Source organism: Phyllobacterium sp. SL163 (genome assembly GCF_049896885.1).
GTDB classification, from domain to species: domain Bacteria; phylum Pseudomonadota; class Alphaproteobacteria; order Rhizobiales; family Rhizobiaceae; genus Phyllobacterium; species Phyllobacterium calauticae.
The window spans coordinates 247,807-265,716 of record NZ_JAFCVE010000009.1 but is presented as its reverse complement, the minus strand read 5'-3'; the positions used below and the strand labels follow the sequence as shown (position 1 = coordinate 265,716).

Here is a 17,910-nt window from a genome sequence, read left to right as displayed (position 1 = left end):
CGTATGGCTGATCGAATCGTTGGACTATATCCCTCCAACAATTAGAAGTTGTGCTGTCGTTCCCAGGGGGGGCACGGTGGGGTTGGGGGAAACGACCATGAAACTTGCCAACAAGTGCCGGCAGCACGTCGCCGTGTTGCTTTTAAGCGTATGCTTTTGCGGGACAGCGTTCGCGCAAACGGCAGGCGACCCCACCGATCCAGAGACGTGGCGGACACCTGAATATAAGACTCAGTTTTGGCTCGATTATATCTACGCGAATTATGCTTATGCCATGGGCGTGGACGGCAGCGGCGTCAAGGTTGGCGTTATCGATTCAGGCTTGGCCAGGGATCACCCCGAATTTGCCGGACGCTATGATGAGGGTATCACCGTCCAGCCCGACAAGCCCTGGTATATCGACTCTAACGCGGTCACGCACGGTTCTGCTGTCGCAGGTGTGATTGCCGCAAACAGGGATGGCAAGGGAATGCATGGTGTTGCCCCGGGGGCCACCATTGTTGCCGTCAATGTCGATGCCGGTGACGATATGGTCAAGGCAGATGCCGCCGTTGCTGGAATTTATGCTTTGGTTTCCCGTAACGTCCATATCATCAACAACAGCTACGGCTCAGAAGTGGCGATCACTGATTATCCGCCGGATGTCATCTCGTCGGCGTACAAAGCCGAAATCGCCGCGTACAGGCACGCCGTAGCCAACGACACCTTGCTTATCTGGGGAACCGGCAACGACAGTCGCAGCCAGCCCTCCATTAACGCTGGGTTGCCCTATCTCATTCCGGAGCTGGAACGTGGTTGGCTGGCGGTGACCGGTTATGATTATGAATATGGCAATCAGTGCGGCGTTGCCAAAAACTGGTGTCTGACAGCGCCCGCTTATTCCGTCATTACCGTGGACGGACGAGGCGGGTATCAGGAGATCAACGGAACCTCCTTTGCGGCGCCGCACGTTGCCGGTGCCGCAGCCCTGGTCAAACAGATGTTCCCCTACATGACGATGGATCAGGTCAGGCAGGTCCTGCTTGGAACCGCCTTCGACATTGGTGCTCCCGGCGTCGATGATGTCTACGGATACGGACTTCTCGATGCCGGTCGTGCCGTGCTCGGGCCGGGGAAATTTGATTGGGGCGATTTCAACGTCAAATTTGACGGTGGTCAGAGCCGATGGTTCAACGACATTACCGGCGCAGGAGGCTTGGTCAAATCAGGCGATGGAACGCTGTTGATGTTTGGCGACAGCACCTATGCCGGAAAAACCCGGATTGATGGCGGTACTCTGGCGCTGGCAGGCAGTATCGCATCCGATACGCTGGTAGGCCGTGGCGGAGCCCTTTCCGGAGACGGCATCATTTACGGGAATGTCGACAATCAGGGCATCGTCTATGGCGGCTGGGGCGGCGCCGGCGGAACGCTGACAATTGATGGCAACTATCACCAATCCGCCGATGCCAGCATGCGGGTCAAGATCGGCGCAGCCGAGGGTACCAGCCGTGTCGACGTGACGGGCACGGCGCAGCTTGACGGTGGCACAGTTGATGCTTTCCTCAATCCGGGCACGTTTCGCGGTGATGCCCGATACACGATCCTTGCTTCGGGCGGGCTCACCGGAACGTTTAGCCGTGTGCAGGCTGACTACGCCTTCCTCGACCTGACACTCGGCTACGATGCCACCAATGTCTACCTGAACGTTTTGCGGAACAAGACGGCTTTTGCCGATATTGGCACGACAAAGAACCAGAGATCGGTGGGTGCCGGTGTGGAAAGTCTCGGCGGGCTGGTGCTGTCCGGCACTGCCGGGACAGGCAATCCCGCCGCATCCATCTACGACCTGATTATCGGGTCGAATGCCCACGATGCGCGGACAATATTCGACTCGCTCTCCGGTGAAATCCATTCGAGCGTCAAATCGGCACTGCTCGACGAAAGCCGGTTTGCCCGGGATGTCATCTCCGCGCGTCTGCGCGCGGCATCGGGGGCTGCTCCGTTTTCGTCGATGCCTCTTCTGGCCTACGGTCCGGGTGGTCAAATTCCCGCCGCACCCGATGCCTCCTCGGCGGTCTGGGGACAGGCCTACGGTTCATGGGGACACCTGTCGGGCAATGCGAATGCTGCGAAGCTCGAGCGCTCCTCGGGTGGATTCTATATGGGGGCTGACGGCGAATTCGGGCAGTCATGGCGTGCAGGCTTTGCCGGAGGATATGGCAGCAGTTCGCTTGACGCTCCGGCACGCGCGTCCTCGGCGTCCGTCGACAGCTATACGATCGCTGCCTATGCCAGTACGCAGATGGATGCGTTGGCCTTGCGTTTTGGCGCTGCCCACACGTGGCACACGGTGGAAACAAGCCGTTCCACGGCATTTGGTGCATCCGCTGCCGATTACGCCGCGAGAACGGTGCAGGTTTTCGGCGAGGCAGGCTATGCCTTCGATTACAATCGTGTGGCATTGGAGCCATTCGCAGGTCTCGCCTATGCAAACCTTCATACCGATGGCATCGGGGAAAGCGGGACTGCAGGGCTCAAATCCCACGGCGACGTTGATGACAACGTCTATGCAACGCTGGGCCTACGCGCCCGGACGGATATTCCCGTCGGTGACACGGCCAAGCTGGCGGCAAGGGGAATGCTCGGGTGGCAGCATGCCTTTGGCGACGTTGCTCCGGATACAACATTCGCCTTGGCCGGAGGGTCGCCGTTCCCAGTCGAAGGTTCGCCGATTGCGCGGGATGCTCTCATTGCTGAAGCCGGATTGGATTACGCGGTGACGAAGACTGTCACGCTGGGTGTTTCCTATACCGGCCAGATGTCGTCGGCGGTGCAGGCGCATGGGGTGCGCGGTGATCTAAGCTGGAGATTCTGAAAGGGCACGCCGCACGAGGGGCGATGCGAGGGGGCTCTCCGATGACAAGGCGGTCCTCCCGCTATGGCCGTATTGGCGCGGCGAACAGCCCATGACCCGCTTGAAGGCCGTGCTGAAGGCGCTTTCCGAGTCGTAACCGAGCGACAGGGCAATGGCGGACACGGGATCGCTTGAATTCTCCAGCCTGTCTCCCGCCACCAGCATCCGCCAGCGCGTCAGATATTCCATGGGGGACTTTCCGACGGTCTGCTTGAATTTGAGTGCAAAGGTTGAGCGCGACATGCCGGCCCGTTCCGCCAGTGTCTGCAACGTCCAGTGGCGCGCCGGATTCTCATGCATGGCGTTGATTGCAGCGCCCATCTGCCTGTCCGCCAGAGCAAACAGCCAGCCGACGCCGCCTTGCAATCCTCCGGCCAGATGCAATCGCAGCGCCTCGATCAGCATCATATGGGCGAGGTGCTGCACCAGGAGAAAGCCGCCGGGCTGCCGCTCGCGCAACTCCCGCATCATCAGTTCCACGGGCCAGCGCAGCACGGACTGATCCGCGTCTTTGCGGATGTGCACGATCGGCGGCAGCATTCCCAACAGCACGTTGGCATGGTTGCCGGTCAGGGCAAAACGGCTGCTGACAACAAAGCAATCGCCGCCGCCTTTATGCACGGCGATGCCGCCATTGCGCGCAGCGGAAAAAACCGTGACAGCCTCGACTGACGACAACGTCAGATCGCTGGCCAAGCGAAACGGCCGGCCGTACGGCAACAGGAAGCAGTCGCCCGTGCCGAGGTGCACGGCATCGGCAACGCCCTCCACGGACAGCCAGCATTGACCGGAAACCACGGCGCCGCATTTGATGCTGTCCCGGCTTTCCGGAAACTGGATCGACCATTCGCCCCCGGCATCGAAGCCGGCGGACATATAATTATGCGGTTTAAGCAGGGACAGGACGTCTGAGAGCGGGTCCATGGTCATTCCGGACGATTGCGAAGATAATGCAGACTTTACAGCATAGATCGTATTTCTCCAACCGCCTATCTTCTCCACAACGGCCGTGATTGCGGTCAATTCATTTTAAAATGGAGAAGTGGAATGCGTGTCTTCGTTACCGGTGCCACAGGCTTTGTCGGCTCTGCCGTCGTGGAGGAACTCGTCAAGGCGGGCCATCAGGTGCTTGGCCTTGTCCGCACGGACGCGGCGGCCAAATCGCTTGCCGCCCTCGGCGCGCAGGCGCATCGCGGCGATCTCGACGATCTGCCAAGCCTGCGCGATGGCGCCGCCGCCGCAGATGGAGTGATCCATACGGCGTTCAATCATGATTTCTCGAAATTCGCGCAGAACTGCGAGATGGACCGCCGCGCCATCGAGACGCTTGGCGCTGTCCTCAAAGGCTCGGATCGCCCCTTGCTTGTCACCACGGGAATGGCGCATTTGGGACGGGATCGCCCGGCGACGGAAGAAGACCTGCCCGACCCGGCTTCCGCGGCTGTGCCCCGCGTTTCGGAAGCAACCGCTGCGGCGCTGGCAGACGATGGCGTGCGCGCGTCAGTGGTCCGTCTTCCTGCGTCCGTTCATGGTGACGGCGACCATGGCTTCGTACCGCACCTCATCAACCTCGCGCGCGAAAAGGGCGTGTCAGCCTATGTCGGCGAAGGACTCAACCGCTGGCCCGCGGTGCACCGGCTGGATGCGGCTTCCGTCTACAGGCTTGCCCTTGAACGGGGGACCGGCGGCGACCGTTATCACGCGGTTGCCGAGGAAGGCGTGCTGTTCAAGGACATCGCCACGCTGATCGGCCGCCGGCTGAACGTGCCTGTGGTGGCCAAGCCCCCCGAGGCGGCGGCCGAACATTTCGGCTGGTTCGCCACCTTTGCCGGTATGAATGCGCATGCCGTGAGCACGCGCACCCGCGAACTGTTGAACTGGCAGCCGAACCAGCCTGGGCTGATGTCCGATCTCGACCGGCTGCGCTATTTCGAAACATGAGGGAGCAGCCCTGTTCGCTCAAACCGTCACGACGATCTTGCCGAACTGCTCGTTCGATTCCAGAAAGCGATGCGCATCGACGATCTGGTCGAACGGGAAGGTTCTGGCGATGACCGGCTGCAGGGCACCGGATGCCAGCCCATCCAGGATGAAAGCCTTGGCCGCTTCCAGCCGTGCTGGGTCACCGATGATCTCGTGCACGAGATAGCCGCGCAGTGTCAGGGACTTGCTCAGGACGGTAAACAGCGGAAAGGGTGTCGGTTCCGGGCTCAAGCCGCCATATTCCACGAGGATGCCGCCCGGTGCCATGGCGGCGGTCAGCGGGCCGAATATCGGACCGCCGATGGGGTCGAGCACCACGCGCACATCGTCGGGCCCGGTGATGTCCTTTAGCCGCGTCTCCAGGTCTTCCTCGGCGGCGGCAATGACATGGGCGGCGCCGAAAGCCAGCAGCTCCTGTTTCTTGCCGGAGGTGCGCGTCACGGCAATGGCCGTCGCGCCAACCCTGTTGGCAATCTGGATCCCCGCAAGTCCCACGCTGCTTGAGGCCGCGGTGATGACGACGAAATCTCCCCGGTGCAGCTTGGCGATGTCGATCAGCGCGCCGTAAGCGGTCAGGTAAGGCATCCACAGCGCCGCCGCCTTTTCCCAGCTGAGCCATTGCGGGTGTTTGACAACCGATCCGGCGGGGAAGGTCACCAGCTCGCCATAGGCGGGCCAGCGCACCATCGATTTGGGCGGTATGACGCTGACCCTATCACCCGGCGCAAAGTTCTCGACGCCTTCGCCAACCGATTCGACGATGCCCGCTGCTTCAAGGCCAAGGCCGGACGGCAAAACCGGTGTCTCGATGTAGGTGCCGGTACGCAGAAGCGCTTCGGCGCGGTTCAGCCCCAGGGCCTTGACGCGGATTTGAACCTCGCCCGGGCCGGGCTGGGGAATCTCGACGTTCTCGATGCGCAATACCTCGGGACCGCCGAATTCATGGAAACGAACAACACGTGCCATAGTCATAACTCCAAACCATTTGAACTGAATAGGCTATGCCAGCAGGAGAAATGCGGATAAATGGCGCATAATGAAGTTCTGTAGAAACCAGGAGTTTCGAATATGGATCGCCTCGCCAGCATGGCCGTGTTTGTCAGGGCCGTTGATCTCGGCTCCTTTGCCGCGGCTGCGGACGCGCTTGGCCTGTCCGGCCCGATGGTCGGCAAACATGTCCGGTTTCTGGAAGAGCGGCTGGGCGTACGCCTGATCAACCGCACGACACGCCGCCAGAACCTGACCGATTTCGGGCGTGCCTATTATGAACGGTGCCGGGTGATACTGGCCGAAGCGGAGGCCGCGGATGCGCTCGCGGATGATCAGCTGTCCGAACCGCGCGGCCGCCTGCGCGTGACGATGCCCGCGCATTTCGGCCGGCACTGCGTCACCCCGGTATTGCTCGGGCTCGCCCGGCAATATCCCATGCTGGAACTTGACCTGTCGCTGAGCGACCGCTTCGTCGATCTCGCCGAGGACGAATATGACCTTGCCATCCGGACCGGCACTCCCGACGACAGGGGCGGCGTGATTGCGCGGCGGATCGCCCGCCAGCATATGGTTATCTGCGCCGCGCCCGCCTATATCGCGAAGCATGGCGAACCACGGGTGGTTGACGACCTTGCCGGGCACCAGGCCATCATGTATCGCCGGTCGGGCCGCATCCGCCCATGGCTGTTCCCGCGCGGCGACCAGCCGCCGGCAGAGGCGATGCCGGTCAATCGCGTGCGGCTGGATGACCTCGACGCCATAGCCGACGCTGCCATGGCTGGCATGGGGCTGGCCTGGCTGCCGTCCTGGCTCATCCGCGACCGGATTGCCGCGGGAACACTTGTGCAATTGCTGCTGGATCAGCCGGATTATCTCTACGACGCCTATGCGTTGTGGCTGCCGGTGCCGCATTTGCCGCTGCGGGTCCGCCTGGCCGTGGACGCACTCGCCGCCGCTTTGCCCCGGCTGATGGGGTGAACGGCGCCCTCAGGCTGCCTGCATCCCGCATTGCAGCGATGCTTCAAACAGCCTGCTGCCGATGGTTCGCGCCCTGTCGAGGTGTATTGCCGGATCCTGCGTTTCCGAATCGAGCAGCAGCTCCGACGTGACGACACAGGCACCGCAATAATCGAAGATGCCGTGATCGATCTGCGTCTTCATGGCATCGAAGTAACCACGCCGGGTATAGGTTCGCGCATCGGCGCCTCCGACGCCGATGAGATGCACTTTGAGGTGGCGGAGCTTCTTTTCCAGGCCGCCGTCCAGGTTGAAGTCGAAAGCCCAGCCATTGGAAAAGACGCGGTCGATCCATCCCTTGAGCAGTCCCGGCATCGACCACCAGTAGACGGGAAAGACCAGCACCACAGCATCGGCACGGTCGATCCGCGCCTGTTCGGCGGCGACATCGGCGGGCGGTGCCGCCCGGGTGCGGTGAACGGCAAGATCGGCGGCGGAGAAGCGCGGATCGAACCCTTCGGCCGCGATGTCGGCGATTTCGTGGGAATTGCCGGAAGCCGACAGGGACAACCCCTCCGCGATCTGTGCGGCAATGCCGTGGGTGAGGGATGCGGGTTCGGGATGTGCGACAACGATGAGGGCGTGCATGACAAAACTCCTGTCAACGGATTGCAGATGGCGGGCTGATGTTATATACTTTTGGTAAGTTATAATCTGCAAGTTACTTTTGGTATATAGCGATGTCAAGCATGCGAACGAAGGATGAAACGGCGGCTGTCCGTCCGCGCCGGCGGCTGACGCGGGAGGACCGCTTCCGCCAGCTCCTGGATGTCGCCTGGCGGATTGTCCGTGAGGAGGGGACAGAAGCCTTGACGCTCGGCTGGCTTGCCGAAAAGGCTGAGGTGACGAAGCCGGTGGTCTATGATCATTTCGGCACGCGCGCCGGTTTGCTGGCAGCGCTTTACCGGGACTTCGATGCCCGCCAGACAATGCTGATGGACGCGGCGCTCGCCGCGAGCAAACCGGCGCTGGCAGAGAGGGCTGCGGTCATCGCCTCGTCCTATGTGGACTGCGTGCTTGTGCAGGGGCGCGAAATTCCCGGTGTGATCGCAGCGCTTGCCGGATCTCCCGAACTGGAGAAGATCAAGCGCGAATATAACGGCGTCTTCATTGAGAAGTGCCGGGTGATGCTCGCACCGTTTGCCGGTGCGGGGACCATTGCTTCGGCGGGCTTGTGGGCGATGCTCGGTGCCGCCGAAGCGTTGTCCTATGCCGCCGCAACGGGCGACATCACCGCTGCGCAGGCGGAGCGCGAACTGTTCGAAACCATCATTGCCATGGTTGCCAGGAACGGGTGACCAGACGAGCATTCGCAAAAATACTTGCGGATTGTTCTCTTTTTGTTCTAGTGTGTCCGATCGGAAATGCGGTTGCATTTCGGGAGGCCGGCCATGCAGGGCGAACTGAATCTGGGCGATAACTGGCAAAACCGGCCGAAACGGCCTGCTTTGCAGGAGCGGCTTTTCTTCGGTATCATGCTCAATGCCGATGTGCAGGAGATTGTCGATGCCTGCAGGACCGGCTTGATCAAAGATCATCGTTTGACGCGAAAGAGCCTGATCGGACTTTGCCGTTTTCATATTTCGCTGTACCATCTGGGGGATTACCCGCGTCTGCCCAGCCCTATCCTTTTCGCGGTCGAGCGGGCTGGAGCTGCCGTATCGATGCCGCCATTTGAAGTAACGCTTCATTCGGCGCGGAGTTTTGAAGGCGGAAAACCGGATCGCAAGCCGCTGGTGCTGATCGGCGAGGGCGAGGGGTTGACCCGGCTGCACACCATTCTCGGCGCCTGCCTCATGCGCAATGGCCTGCCCGGACAACGCGGCGCATTCACCCCGCATTTGACGCTTCTCTACAATTCCAGAACGATCAGCGAACAGCCGATCGAGCCGATCCGCTTTGTCGTCAGGGATTTTGTCTTGATCCACAGCAAGCGGGGGCTCTCCGAATACGAGATACTGCAGCGCTGGACGCTGCATTGACGCGCTCCGTTGCGCTCCGCATTCCTATTTCCTGCTCAGATATTTCATGCCGGTGTCGCACATGACGGTGACGACGGTTGCACCTGGGGCAAGCGTATCGGCCAGCCGCAGCGCCGCAACCACATTGGCTCCGGTGGAGGTTCCGGCAAACAGTCCTTCTTCGCGGGCCAGCCGCTTAGCCATGGCAATGGCTTCCTCCGTCGACACCTGTTCGATCCCGTCGGCTATGTCGTCCTGCCAGAGCGGTACGACATAGCCCGCGCCAATCCCGTCAATTCTGTGCGCGCCGGTCTTGCCGCCGGACAGGACGGGCGATTCCGCCGGCTCCACCGCAACAATGCGGATCTGGTCATTGTACCGGCGCAAGGCCTCGCCGGTCCCTCTGAGGGACGCTGCGGTGCCGACACTTTGCACAAAGCCGTCGATGCGTCGGTTTGTCTGGTCCCAGAGTTCGGCAGCCATGGCGTGATAGGCCGCCAGCTGATCCCGGTTGTTCATCTGGTCGGTCCAGAAACTGCCGGGGGTTTGCTGCGCGATGATACGCGCCGCTTCGATCATGTCGCGTGTCAGCCTTTCCGTCATACGCCCACTGTCGCTTGGCACGATGTGCAGCGTGGCGCCAAGAATTGCCATGTGGTCAAGTTTTTCCCGGGCAAAGGCGTCCGAGGTGACGATTTGCAGGGGATAGCCTTTGACAGCGCAGACGAGCGACAGGGAAACGCCGGTGCTGCCGCCGGTATATTCCACCACGGATCCGCTGGCGGCTAGCCGCCCATCCGCCTCCGCCGCCTCGATCATGGCAAGCGCCATACGGTCCTTCATGCTGCCGGTGGGGTTTTCGCTTTCAAGCTTCACGAGGATGCAGGCGCCGTTGGCGGGACGGATGGTCCGCAGGGCCAGTAGCGATGTGTTGCCGATGGTGTCAAGGATCGTTCGTTGCAAGGCGCGCATGGTCTCGATACTCCGCGTCAAACTGCATTAACCGGTTCGGGGGCGGGGTGGGTACGCAAAAACCGGTTTCCATGTAGATACATATTATGTATATGCATATATCCATGACCTTGGCAAAACAACCGAAAAAAACCTTGCGGACCGACGCCGGCGCGCTGGTTGAGAATTGCGCGGGCTGGAACAGCCGGCTGGCGGCGCGCCGCATCACGGCTTTTCTGGATCGCGAATTGGCGGATCTTGGCCTTAGCGCGGCGCAGCTTGGCCTGATGGCGCAGATTGCTGCCCTGACCGATGATACGCTGGGTGCGCTGGCCCAGCGCAGCGGGCTGGAGCAATCCACCCTGTCGCGCAACTTGCGCACGCTTGAGCGCGAACAGCTGATCGAAATCACCCTGGTGGAAACCGACCTGCGTCGCCGTGCGGTGTGGCTGACGGAAACAGGCGCGCGCCGTCTCGAAGCAGCAATACCCGTGTGGCGGGAAGCGCAGGCCAGGCTCGCGCAAGTCGTGCCGACGGATATGGTTCGCCAGCTGGCGGATCAAAGCGAGGCGCTCTGAGGCGGGAAAAGCCTGCCCGGCGCGCAGTTGCCCGGATGTTGCAGGGCGCAACCTTGGTGCAATGTGAGTGGCCTAATTGTGTTGCGGCGAATGAAGAGTGCGGGCAGGGCACAGCGATTGCGGCGTATGAAATGGGAACGGGCCCCGCCATGGTGGCCCGAACGGTACTATTTTGCCAAAGCAACGGCCGATGTCCAAATTCCTTGTGTCGCCATGTTTTAACCCTGTGCATGACTGGTCCTGAATGGTGCGTATTTTGCTGGTGGAAGACGAGCCTGAAATGGCCGCTGCCCTTGGGGAGGCGCTCAAGAATTACGACATGGTCGTTGATCACGTGGGCTCGCTCGCCCACGCCGAGGAGGCCGTGTCGCTTAACGCCTATGCTGCCATTCTGCTGGACCGGCAGTTGCCGGACGGCGATGGTCTGACCATCGTGCCGCGTCTGCGGGCAAAAGGTGAGGGCGTTCCGGTCATCGTGCTGACGGCGCGCGGTGAATTGGCGGACCGTGTCACCGGTCTCGACAAGGGGGCGGACGATTATCTTGCCAAGCCCTTTGCCGTGGAAGAACTGCTGGCGCGGCTGCGCGCAGTGCTGCGCAGGCCCCTCAACATGCCCTCGGAACCGCTGAATGTCGGCAACCTGTCCTTTGACCTGATCAACCGCGAAGCCAGCATCGGCGCCAACCGGTTCGACCTGCCGCGCCGCGAACTTCTGGTGTTGGAAACGCTGTTGCGGCGCATGGGGCGCACGGTGTTGCGTTCTTCGCTGGAAGAAGCAGTCTACGGCATTGACGATGAAATCCAGTCGAACGCCCTCGACACCCATGTTTCCCGGCTGCGCCGCAAGCTGACGGAATCCGGCGCCGGCGTTGAAATTCACGCCATTCGCGGCGTCGGCTACCTGTTGAAGCGCCTCTCCTGATGGCGCAGGCAAGGCCGCATTCATTGAAATGGCGGCTCGTCAGCCGCCTTGTCGTTCTGCAGGCGGTCATGCTGACGCTGTTTGTGGTGCTGGTGCTCTGTGCGCTCTGGTACACCGGATTTCTCGGGTCGATCGATCCTGAAGATACGACGATCAACGCCGTGCGCGATTCCATCGGGCGCAGTGCCAATGGCGCTCTCGTCCTGCGCGAAACACCCGCACTGGCGCGCGAGCGGGCGACAAGCCCGAGTTTTTGGTTTGTGGCGCGCGATGTGCAGGGACAGACCTTGTCGGAGGGCGAGGTCCCGCCGGAATATGCGCGCATCGGCGATGCCTTGAGCGCCGTGGGACAGGCGCGATTTGGCTGGAATCTCGGTGATCCGCCCCGTTCCAACGCCCGGTTCAAACGCGTGACGACCACCGCCGGCGTGGTCCAGATCCTTGCCGGACCCGGAAGTGCAGTCCCCTTCGGCTTCTATCTCTCGGCGCTCGGTACGGTTCTCGCAACCATCATCGTCCCGCTCATCCTTGTGATGGCGCTGGCGACGCTCGTGGTAACGCCATTTGTCGTGCGCAGGGCCCATAGGGGCCTGGGGCATGTGGCGAACCAGGCTGAAAAGATCAATATTGACGAGCGGGGAACGCGCTTACCGCTGGATGATGTGCCGCAGGAGGTCACGCCGCTGGTGACGGCTGTCAACAGCGCGCTCGGCCGTCTCGACGACGGTTATGAACGGCACAAACGGTTTCTGCTGGATGCAGCCCATGAATTGCGCACACCGATCGCCATTCTGCAGACCCGCCTGGAATCGCTCCCGGCCAGCCCGACCAACGGGCGTCTGCTGGAGGATGTCGCCCGTCTTGGCATTCTCGCCGAACAATTGCTGGATCTGCAACGCCTGAGCCAGAACGGAATGCAATTTGCCGCCGTTGATCTTGTCGCCGTCGGACGGCGGGTGGCAGCCGATCTCGCGCCGCTTGCCATCGCGGCGGGTTATGCCATGTCGTTCGAACCCGAAATCGCGCGTGTTGCCGTGCGGGGCGATCAGGCGGCGCTGGAACGGGCCATGATCAACCTTGTGCAAAATGCCATCCAGCACGGCGGACGCAAGGGCACCATCACCATCCGGGTGAAGCCGGATGCGGCCGTCGTGGTGGAAGACGAGGGGGCGGGCGTGCCGCCCGATCAGCGCAGTGCCATCTTCGAGCCTTTCCGGCGTCTGCACGCGCGGGATCGCGGCGTCGGTCTGGGCCTCAACCTCGTCCAGGAAATCGTGCAATTGCATCGGGGGCAGGTTGTGGTAACAGAGGCATCTGGCGGCGGCGCCTGTTTCACCATGAAGTTTGCTGCCGCATCTATAATATCGTAACATTCAGTCAATAATTCAGTCCTGTTTAAGCCATTTTGCTGTGGGTATCGTTGCCGCAGAAGGTGCACGCAATCTTCCCTCAATATTGGCGCGCCATACAGGTGCTGCCTTAAGAACGTTGGAGCTTGATTTTTATGACGACGGGAAGTGTTTGGACTTTCGTGCGGGCACTGCTGACCGATCCGTTTCGCGTCAGTGCGATTGCCCCTTCGGGAGCGGCCCTTGCAAGATTGATCACCAGCGAAATCACCCCGGCCTCGGGTCCCGTGCTTGAATTGGGACCGGGTACCGGCGTGTTCACCGATGCGCTGCTTGCCCGCGGTGTTCGCCCCAAGGACCTCACCCTGATTGAATACGGTGCCGAATTTGCGCGGCTTTTGCAGGCGCGCTTTCCCGGCATGCGCATCCTGCAGATGGACGCGGCCCAGCTCGACCTGCACGAGTTCTTCGACATTCAGCCTGCCGGTGCCGTTGTCAGCGGCCTGCCGCTTCTCAGCATGACGCAGGAAAAGGTGGCGGCAATTCTCGGCGGCGCATTCAGCAATCTGCGGCCGGAAGGCGCCTATTACCAGTTCACCTACGGCTTCCGCTGCCCGGTGCCAAAACCGGTGCTGGATCAATTGCAGCTGGAGGCCGTCTGCATTGGCCGGGCATTCCGCAATCTGCCGCCTGCGGCGGTCTACAGGATCACCCGCAGGGGCGTCACCACACCTGTCGCCATCTGATCCCCGTCCGGCGCACAGGTGGTGGGTGACCCGAACGATCACCAATCGTCATCGGTCGATCAATTTTATTGTCTTGTCATGCTGCATCGCAGCGATAATGTCCGCGGCATGACCCCACCAGCCTCTTCTCCCGTTCGTTACGCCCTTGGCGGATTTGTCACGATGGCAGTCGCAATGGGTATCGGCCGTTTCATTTTCACGCCGATCCTGCCGGCCATGATGACCGACCTCGGCCTGTCGCCGGGTGATGCCGGAATCATCGCTTCGGCCAATTATGTCGGCTATCTCCTCGGTGCGATCATTGCGGGTTACAGCTGGGCGTCAGGCATAGAGCGCGCCGTGGTTCTGGCCTCCCTTGCCGCCAGTGCGGCACTGTGTCTCGCCATGAGCCTCAGCGACGGCATCATCGTCTTCTCGATCCTGCGGTTCCTGGCCGGCATGGCCAGCGCGTTCATGCTGGTGCTTGCTGCAACCATCGTCTTCAGTCATCTCGCTGCGGCCAACCGGCCGGGTTTGCAGGCACTGCATTTCGGCGGCGTCGGTGCCGGCATTGCACTCTCCTCCGTGCTGGTGGCGGCAAGCGCCGCAAGCGGCTACGGCTGGCGTCAGGATTGGGTCGGTGCGGCTATCCTCTCCATCCTCGGGCTGTTTGCCGTGCTATGGCTGCTGCGCGAAGGGCCGGTTCGTGGCGGAACCCACATCAAGGAACCGCCGGTGCGCTGGACGCCCGCCTTCCTCAAGATCAACATTGCCTATGGCATTTTCGGCTTCGGCTACATCATCACCGCCACATTCATCATTGCCATCGTGCGCACCAGCCATGGCGGCGCGTCCATGGAAGCGCTGGTCTGGTTCGTCACCGGTGTGAGCGCTGCCCTGTCCGTCTGGTTGTGGGGGCCGCTGCTGCGCCAGGTCGGCCCGTTTGCCGTCGTGGCGCTCGGCATGCTGGTGCAGGCCGTGGGTGTGGCCGCCAGTGTGGTCCTGCCGCCTCCCGTGGGGCCACTTCTCGGAGGCGTGCTCTTGGGGCTGACCTTCATCGTGATCACCGCAGCCGGCTTTCAGGCGGGGCGGGCCATTCTGCCGCAGTCGCCGCGCCGGGTCATGGCCGTCATGACGGCGGCCTTCGGCATCGGCCAGATCATCGGGCCGCTCGTCGGCGGCTATCTCGCCAATATCACCGGCAATTTCACCATCGCGACCCTTGCCGCCGCCGCCAGCCTGTTCGTCGGGGCGGCCTTTGCGTTTCTTTCCAGACGGTGAATATTACAGCAATTTAATTGCTGCTGTACGACCTTTGCCCTATTCGTGGTGGTAGGCTCACTTCAAATCAACCCTGATTTGTGTGTTTATGCGAGGGTCCATCTGCCGTGTTTGTCTCATTTTTTCCCAAGCCGAAGTTGTTTTTCATCTCGGCGCTTCTGTGGGCCTTGGCCGCAGTTCTGCTCTGGTATGCCGGAGGTCAACAATTTGGTTCCTACGTGGGATTGGCTCCCGCTGACCCGGCGGTACCTCCCATCGTTGGCATCACGGTCTTTTTCACAAAGCCCTATCTTTGGGTCTATGTTTATTTTGCTGTATTCATTGGTATTTTTTATGCGTTCTGGGCGTGGTATTCGCCTCACCCGTGGCAGAATTGGTCAATTCTGGGGTCTGCTCTTATCCTGTTTTCGTCCTATTTTTCCGTTCAGGTCGATGTTGTCTTGAACAACTGGCGCGGCTCGTTCTTTGACATGGTTCAAAAGGCAATGGGCGGTAAAAATGTTGTTGCTGCCCCGGATCTTTATGCCGGCGTTATCACATTCGCGGTGATCGCCTGCGTGGCAATTGCGGTAGCGGTCGCAACGCTTTTCTTTACAAGCCACTACGTCTTCAGATGGCGAACGGCCATGAACAGCTACTATATGGAACATTGGGAAAGGCTTCGGCATATTGAGGGTGCCGCACAGCGCGTTCAGGAAGACACGATGCGTTTTGCATCGATTGTTGAAGGTCTGGGTATCACCTTCATACAGTCGGCCATGACACTGATAGCGTTCCTGCCCTTGCTCGCACAGCTCTCCAGCCATATCGTCGCCTTGCCAGTTGTCGGTGTCATACCGCATCCGCTGGTTTTCGCGGCCATTGCTTGGGCAATCTTCGGAACCGGCTTGCTCGCAATGGTCGGTGTAAAGCTTCCGGGTTTGCAGTTTCGCAATCAGAGAGTTGAAGCGGCCTACCGAAAGGAACTTGTTTATGGTGAAGATCATGGAGATCGTGCCCAGCCGCTTGCCGTAAAGGAGCTCTTTGCAAACGTCCGGAAGAATTACTTCCGCTTGTATTTCCACTACGTCTACTTCAACGTCTTCCGCTACGTCTATCTGCAGGCCGACAATGTCTTTGGCCTTTTCCTGCTTGTTCCGACATTGGCAGCCGGCACGATTACCCTGGGTATCTTCCAGCAGATCTTGTCAGCCTTCTCGAATGTGACGAACTCTTTCCAATTTCTGGTCAATTCGTGGACGACAGTCATCGAACTGCTTTCGATCCAGAAGCGCTTGAAAGCCTTCGAGGCTACATTGGAGGGCGAGCCTCTGCCATCCATCGATCAGCTTTATCTGGAAACAGGGACTGAACGCTAAGAATGCAGTGACGGGCGGCGGTCAGATGCCGCTGTCCGTTACCTTCCTCCGGTTGATCGCCGGCGCGACGGCGGACGGCGCTTCGGCGCCGGTCTGTTTGAGATAATCGCTATAGGTCGTGCAACGCACGTCAGGCTGCGTGCAGACGTCGGATGTGAAGCGTTCCAGCGCCCGCCAATAGGCGTCGCCGTTCATCAGCGTAAAATGGATGCCGATCTGGAAGGGAATGCGCTCACCCCTATACTGGCGGTCAAAGGCACCCTTGAACGCGTCATAGGCGCGGTTTTCAAATTCGTTGAGGTGATCCGCCCGCTCGAAGCCGCCGGAGTGGCGCACGAACATGTTGTAGTCCATCGCCACCACCGGGCGGTGTTCCGGGCCTTCGCTGATGGTGGGCAGCGCAAACTGATATAGCCCGCCCGCATGGATCGGCAGAGCCGGACCCTTGGAAACGCTGCTGGCGTCAAAGGCGTACCCCATGTCTTTCAATGCCGACAGCAGGGCAGGGCTGGCGGAGAGATATGGAGCCCGGAAGCCGCGCACTTCCGTGTCGACAAAGGTTTTCCAACCCTCCGGCTCGGGATCGCTGCCATATTTTGCCCAGGCCGTGCGCAGCACCTGCTTGTAGGCGGTGAATTCCCTGATCCAGTCCGCCTTCGACCAGGTGCGTCCATCAAAGTGGCCGCAGGCGTGGCTGGCAATCTCATTGCCCTCATTGCGCGCCCGCCAGATATTGTCCAGCCGTTTGGCAATGTCATCCTTCGATGCGGCATAACCGATATTGGAGCGGCCATTGGATTCGCCAGGGGCCTGATAGGATTTGCGGTCAGCGCGGTCGATCAGAAAGACACAGGAGAGAAAGTAGGTGAATTTAGCATTGGAGCGCTCGGCAAGCGCCCGGCTGCGCTCCCACAGGGCATTGCTGCCGGAATTGTCGAAGGAGATCAGCACATATTGCGGCTTGCTGCCAAGGGAACCGCGCAGTTGCGTGCCTTCGCTGGCAAAAGCGGGCATGCATGCCGTGAGGGCAAGGGACGCGGCAAGGGCACAAGAAATCAAACGCATAATGCTGATACGACGCTATCAATGGGAGGAGCGATTCTCGCTACAGGGGAATTGTGGCGATGATCGGACGCGTCGATCCACCGCAAGCACCTGTCTTGGAACTGTTCTGAAGCCGCTGTACTCTCCCCGCAAACGGGGGAACAGGTCATGCTGGTGCTGATTCTGGGTATTGTTGTCTTTTTGGGAATTCACTCGGTCCGCATCGTTGCGCCGCAATGGCGTCTCGACAAGATCGCCGCATGGGGCGAGAACAAGTGGAAGGGTTTCTACTCCGTCATTTCCTTCCTGGGTTTAATACTTATCATCTGGGGATATGTGCTGGCGCGGCCTTATTCGCTGTTCATTTATGAGCCGCCGGTCTGGCTGAAGCACATCACTCTGCTTCTGATGCTGTTTTCGTTCATCTCGCTGATGATTTCGAATTTCAAGCCGGGAAAGCTGAAGCCCATTCTCAAGCATCCCACGCTGATTGCCGTCAAAATCTGGGCGCTGGCGCATCTCATGGCCAATGGCGATCTGGCCTCGCTCGTCCTGTTTCTGTCATTTCTGGCCTGGGCCGTGGTCGACCGCATTTCCATCAAGCGGCAGGAGCGGGCGGGCCTGATGCGCACGGTGATTGTGCCCGGACCGGTTTCCAACGATATCATGGCCATTGTTGCTGGTGTGGTGCTCTATGCCCTGTTTGTCTGGAAACTGCATGCCTGGCTGATTGGGGTATCACCAGTTTAAACCGTCGGCTCAGGGCTATTTTTCACTTGGCCCTTACATCCCGAGGATTTTCCGACTAAAAGCGCTCTAACTGTGTGCGCGGAGTGGCGAGGGCTGCTTCGCGCA

Annotated in this window: 17 protein-coding genes; 12 read left to right on the top strand and 5 right to left on the bottom strand. The window is 60.5% G+C overall.

All coding sequences use genetic code 11. The annotated features are described in order from the left end of the window. The first annotated feature begins 274 nt into the window (after positions 1-274). Positions 275-2,857, top strand: coding sequence for an autotransporter domain-containing protein (locus tag ACP7B1_RS20815; RefSeq protein ID WP_346307308.1), 2,583 nt, complete (start codon positions 275-277; stop codon positions 2,855-2,857). Here the strand turns inward: ACP7B1_RS20815 and ACP7B1_RS20810 are convergent. Further along, positions 2,840-3,820 carry an AraC family transcriptional regulator gene (locus ACP7B1_RS20810; RefSeq protein WP_346307307.1) on the bottom strand — a complete coding sequence of 327 codons (981 nt, stop codon included), beginning with the start codon at positions 3,818-3,820 and terminating at the stop codon, positions 2,840-2,842. The genes ACP7B1_RS20815 and ACP7B1_RS20810 overlap by 18 nt on opposite strands. 123 nt (positions 3,821-3,943) lie before the next feature. On the opposite strand from ACP7B1_RS20810, the gene ACP7B1_RS20805 reads away from it, so the two are divergent. After that, a complete protein-coding gene (locus tag ACP7B1_RS20805; protein ID WP_346307306.1) occupies positions 3,944-4,837 on the top strand; it encodes an SDR family oxidoreductase in 894 nt (297 codons plus the stop codon). Between the two features lie 18 nt (positions 4,838-4,855). Here the strand turns inward: ACP7B1_RS20805 and ACP7B1_RS20800 are convergent, their stop codons facing one another. Next, positions 4,856-5,845, bottom strand: coding sequence for a zinc-dependent alcohol dehydrogenase family protein (locus ACP7B1_RS20800; protein ID WP_346307305.1), 990 nt, complete (start codon positions 5,843-5,845; stop codon positions 4,856-4,858). A 102-nt stretch (positions 5,846-5,947) separates the two neighbouring features. On the opposite strand from ACP7B1_RS20800, the gene ACP7B1_RS20795 reads away from it, so the two are divergent. Continuing rightward, a complete protein-coding gene (locus tag ACP7B1_RS20795; RefSeq protein ID WP_346307304.1) occupies positions 5,948-6,847 on the top strand; it encodes a LysR family transcriptional regulator in 900 nt (299 codons plus the stop codon). Positions 6,848-6,856: 9 nt separating this feature from the next. Here the strand turns inward: ACP7B1_RS20795 and ACP7B1_RS20790 are convergent, their stop codons facing one another. After that, entirely contained in the window at positions 6,857-7,474 is a 618-nt protein-coding gene (locus ACP7B1_RS20790) for an NAD(P)H-dependent oxidoreductase (RefSeq protein ID WP_426137230.1), read from the bottom strand. 92 nt (positions 7,475-7,566) lie between these two features. Here ACP7B1_RS20790 and ACP7B1_RS20785 point away from each other — a divergent pair, with 92 nt between their 5' ends. Both ACP7B1_RS20785 and ACP7B1_RS20780 read left to right on the top strand, forming a co-directional pair. Next, on the top strand, positions 7,567-8,184 hold the full coding sequence (locus ACP7B1_RS20785; protein ID WP_426137229.1) for a TetR/AcrR family transcriptional regulator: 618 nt from the start codon (positions 7,567-7,569) through the stop codon (positions 8,182-8,184). Between the two features lie 93 nt (positions 8,185-8,277). Continuing rightward, a complete protein-coding gene (locus ACP7B1_RS20780; protein WP_426137228.1) occupies positions 8,278-8,868 on the top strand; it encodes a 2'-5' RNA ligase family protein in 591 nt (196 codons plus the stop codon). 24 nt (positions 8,869-8,892) lie between these two features. On the opposite strand, the gene ACP7B1_RS20775 is transcribed toward ACP7B1_RS20780, so the two are convergent. Beyond that, on the bottom strand, positions 8,893-9,819 hold the full coding sequence (locus ACP7B1_RS20775) for a cysteine synthase family protein (RefSeq protein ID WP_346308347.1): 927 nt from the start codon (positions 9,817-9,819) through the stop codon (positions 8,893-8,895). A 104-nt stretch (positions 9,820-9,923) separates the two neighbouring features. Here ACP7B1_RS20775 and ACP7B1_RS20770 point away from each other — a divergent pair, with 104 nt between their 5' ends. From ACP7B1_RS20770 to sbmA, 6 genes are all read left to right on the top strand, one after another. Then, complete coding sequence (locus ACP7B1_RS20770; RefSeq protein ID WP_426137227.1) at positions 9,924-10,376, top strand: MarR family winged helix-turn-helix transcriptional regulator; 453 nt, start codon at positions 9,924-9,926, stop codon at positions 10,374-10,376. A 247-nt stretch (positions 10,377-10,623) separates the two neighbouring features. Beyond that, complete coding sequence (locus tag ACP7B1_RS20765; protein WP_346308348.1) at positions 10,624-11,298, top strand: response regulator transcription factor; 675 nt, start codon at positions 10,624-10,626, stop codon at positions 11,296-11,298. Continuing rightward, positions 11,298-12,668, top strand: a complete 1,371-nt coding sequence (locus ACP7B1_RS20760; protein WP_346308345.1) for a HAMP domain-containing sensor histidine kinase — start codon at positions 11,298-11,300, stop codon at positions 12,666-12,668. The genes ACP7B1_RS20765 and ACP7B1_RS20760 overlap by 1 nt, the downstream gene beginning before the upstream one ends. Positions 12,669-12,802: 134 nt before the next feature. Next, positions 12,803-13,393, top strand: coding sequence for a class I SAM-dependent methyltransferase (locus ACP7B1_RS20755; RefSeq protein ID WP_223611593.1), 591 nt, complete (start codon positions 12,803-12,805; stop codon positions 13,391-13,393). Between the two features lie 108 nt (positions 13,394-13,501). Then, positions 13,502-14,653: a YbfB/YjiJ family MFS transporter gene (locus ACP7B1_RS20750; protein ID WP_346308344.1), complete on the top strand. Its 1,152-nt coding sequence runs from the start codon at positions 13,502-13,504 to the stop codon at positions 14,651-14,653. A 107-nt stretch (positions 14,654-14,760) separates the two neighbouring features. Next, complete coding sequence (gene sbmA, locus ACP7B1_RS20745; protein ID WP_346308343.1) at positions 14,761-16,011, top strand: peptide antibiotic transporter SbmA; 1,251 nt, start codon at positions 14,761-14,763, stop codon at positions 16,009-16,011. A 21-nt stretch (positions 16,012-16,032) separates the two neighbouring features. Here sbmA and ACP7B1_RS20740 read toward each other — a convergent pair whose 3' ends face one another. Beyond that, complete coding sequence (locus ACP7B1_RS20740; protein ID WP_346308342.1) at positions 16,033-17,025, bottom strand: polysaccharide deacetylase family protein; 993 nt, start codon at positions 17,023-17,025, stop codon at positions 16,033-16,035. A gap of 198 nt (positions 17,026-17,223) precedes the next feature. On the opposite strand from ACP7B1_RS20740, the gene ACP7B1_RS20735 reads away from it, so the two are divergent. Then, on the top strand, positions 17,224-17,805 hold the full coding sequence (locus ACP7B1_RS20735; RefSeq protein ID WP_346308341.1) for an NnrU family protein: 582 nt from the start codon (positions 17,224-17,226) through the stop codon (positions 17,803-17,805). The last annotated feature ends 105 nt before the right edge of the window (positions 17,806-17,910 follow it).

What these genes read in the sequence shown, in the direction of transcription:
- ACP7B1_RS20735 (WP_346308341.1), top strand. Translation starts at nt 17,224, where the DNA reads ATGCTGGTGCTGATTCTGGGTATTGTTGTCTTTTTGGGAATTCACTCG.
- ACP7B1_RS20755 (WP_223611593.1), top strand. Translation starts at nt 12,803, where the DNA reads ATGACGACGGGAAGTGTTTGGACTTTCGTGCGGGCACTGCTGACCGAT.
- ACP7B1_RS20805 (WP_346307306.1), top strand. Translation starts at nt 3,944, where the DNA reads ATGCGTGTCTTCGTTACCGGTGCCACAGGCTTTGTCGGCTCTGCCGTC.
- ACP7B1_RS20785 (WP_426137229.1), top strand. Translation starts at nt 7,567, where the DNA reads ATGTCAAGCATGCGAACGAAGGATGAAACGGCGGCTGTCCGTCCGCGC.
- ACP7B1_RS20815 (WP_346307308.1), top strand. Translation starts at nt 275, where the DNA reads ATGGGCGTGGACGGCAGCGGCGTCAAGGTTGGCGTTATCGATTCAGGC.
- ACP7B1_RS20795 (WP_346307304.1), top strand. Translation starts at nt 5,948, where the DNA reads ATGGATCGCCTCGCCAGCATGGCCGTGTTTGTCAGGGCCGTTGATCTC.
- ACP7B1_RS20800 (WP_346307305.1), bottom strand. Translation starts at nt 5,845, where the DNA reads ATGGCACGTGTTGTTCGTTTCCATGAATTCGGCGGTCCCGAGGTATTG.
- ACP7B1_RS20770 (WP_426137227.1), top strand. Translation starts at nt 9,924, where the DNA reads ATGACCTTGGCAAAACAACCGAAAAAAACCTTGCGGACCGACGCCGGC.
- ACP7B1_RS20775 (WP_346308347.1), bottom strand. Translation starts at nt 9,819, where the DNA reads ATGCGCGCCTTGCAACGAACGATCCTTGACACCATCGGCAACACATCG.
- ACP7B1_RS20760 (WP_346308345.1), top strand. Translation starts at nt 11,298, where the DNA reads ATGGCGCAGGCAAGGCCGCATTCATTGAAATGGCGGCTCGTCAGCCGC.
- ACP7B1_RS20780 (WP_426137228.1), top strand. Translation starts at nt 8,278, where the DNA reads ATGCAGGGCGAACTGAATCTGGGCGATAACTGGCAAAACCGGCCGAAA.
- ACP7B1_RS20750 (WP_346308344.1), top strand. Translation starts at nt 13,502, where the DNA reads ATGACCCCACCAGCCTCTTCTCCCGTTCGTTACGCCCTTGGCGGATTT.
- ACP7B1_RS20790 (WP_426137230.1), bottom strand. Translation starts at nt 7,474, where the DNA reads ATGCACGCCCTCATCGTTGTCGCACATCCCGAACCCGCATCCCTCACC.
- ACP7B1_RS20740 (WP_346308342.1), bottom strand. Translation starts at nt 17,025, where the DNA reads ATGCCCGCTTTTGCCAGCGAAGGCACGCAACTGCGCGGTTCCCTTGGC.
- ACP7B1_RS20810 (WP_346307307.1), bottom strand. Translation starts at nt 3,820, where the DNA reads ATGGACCCGCTCTCAGACGTCCTGTCCCTGCTTAAACCGCATAATTAT.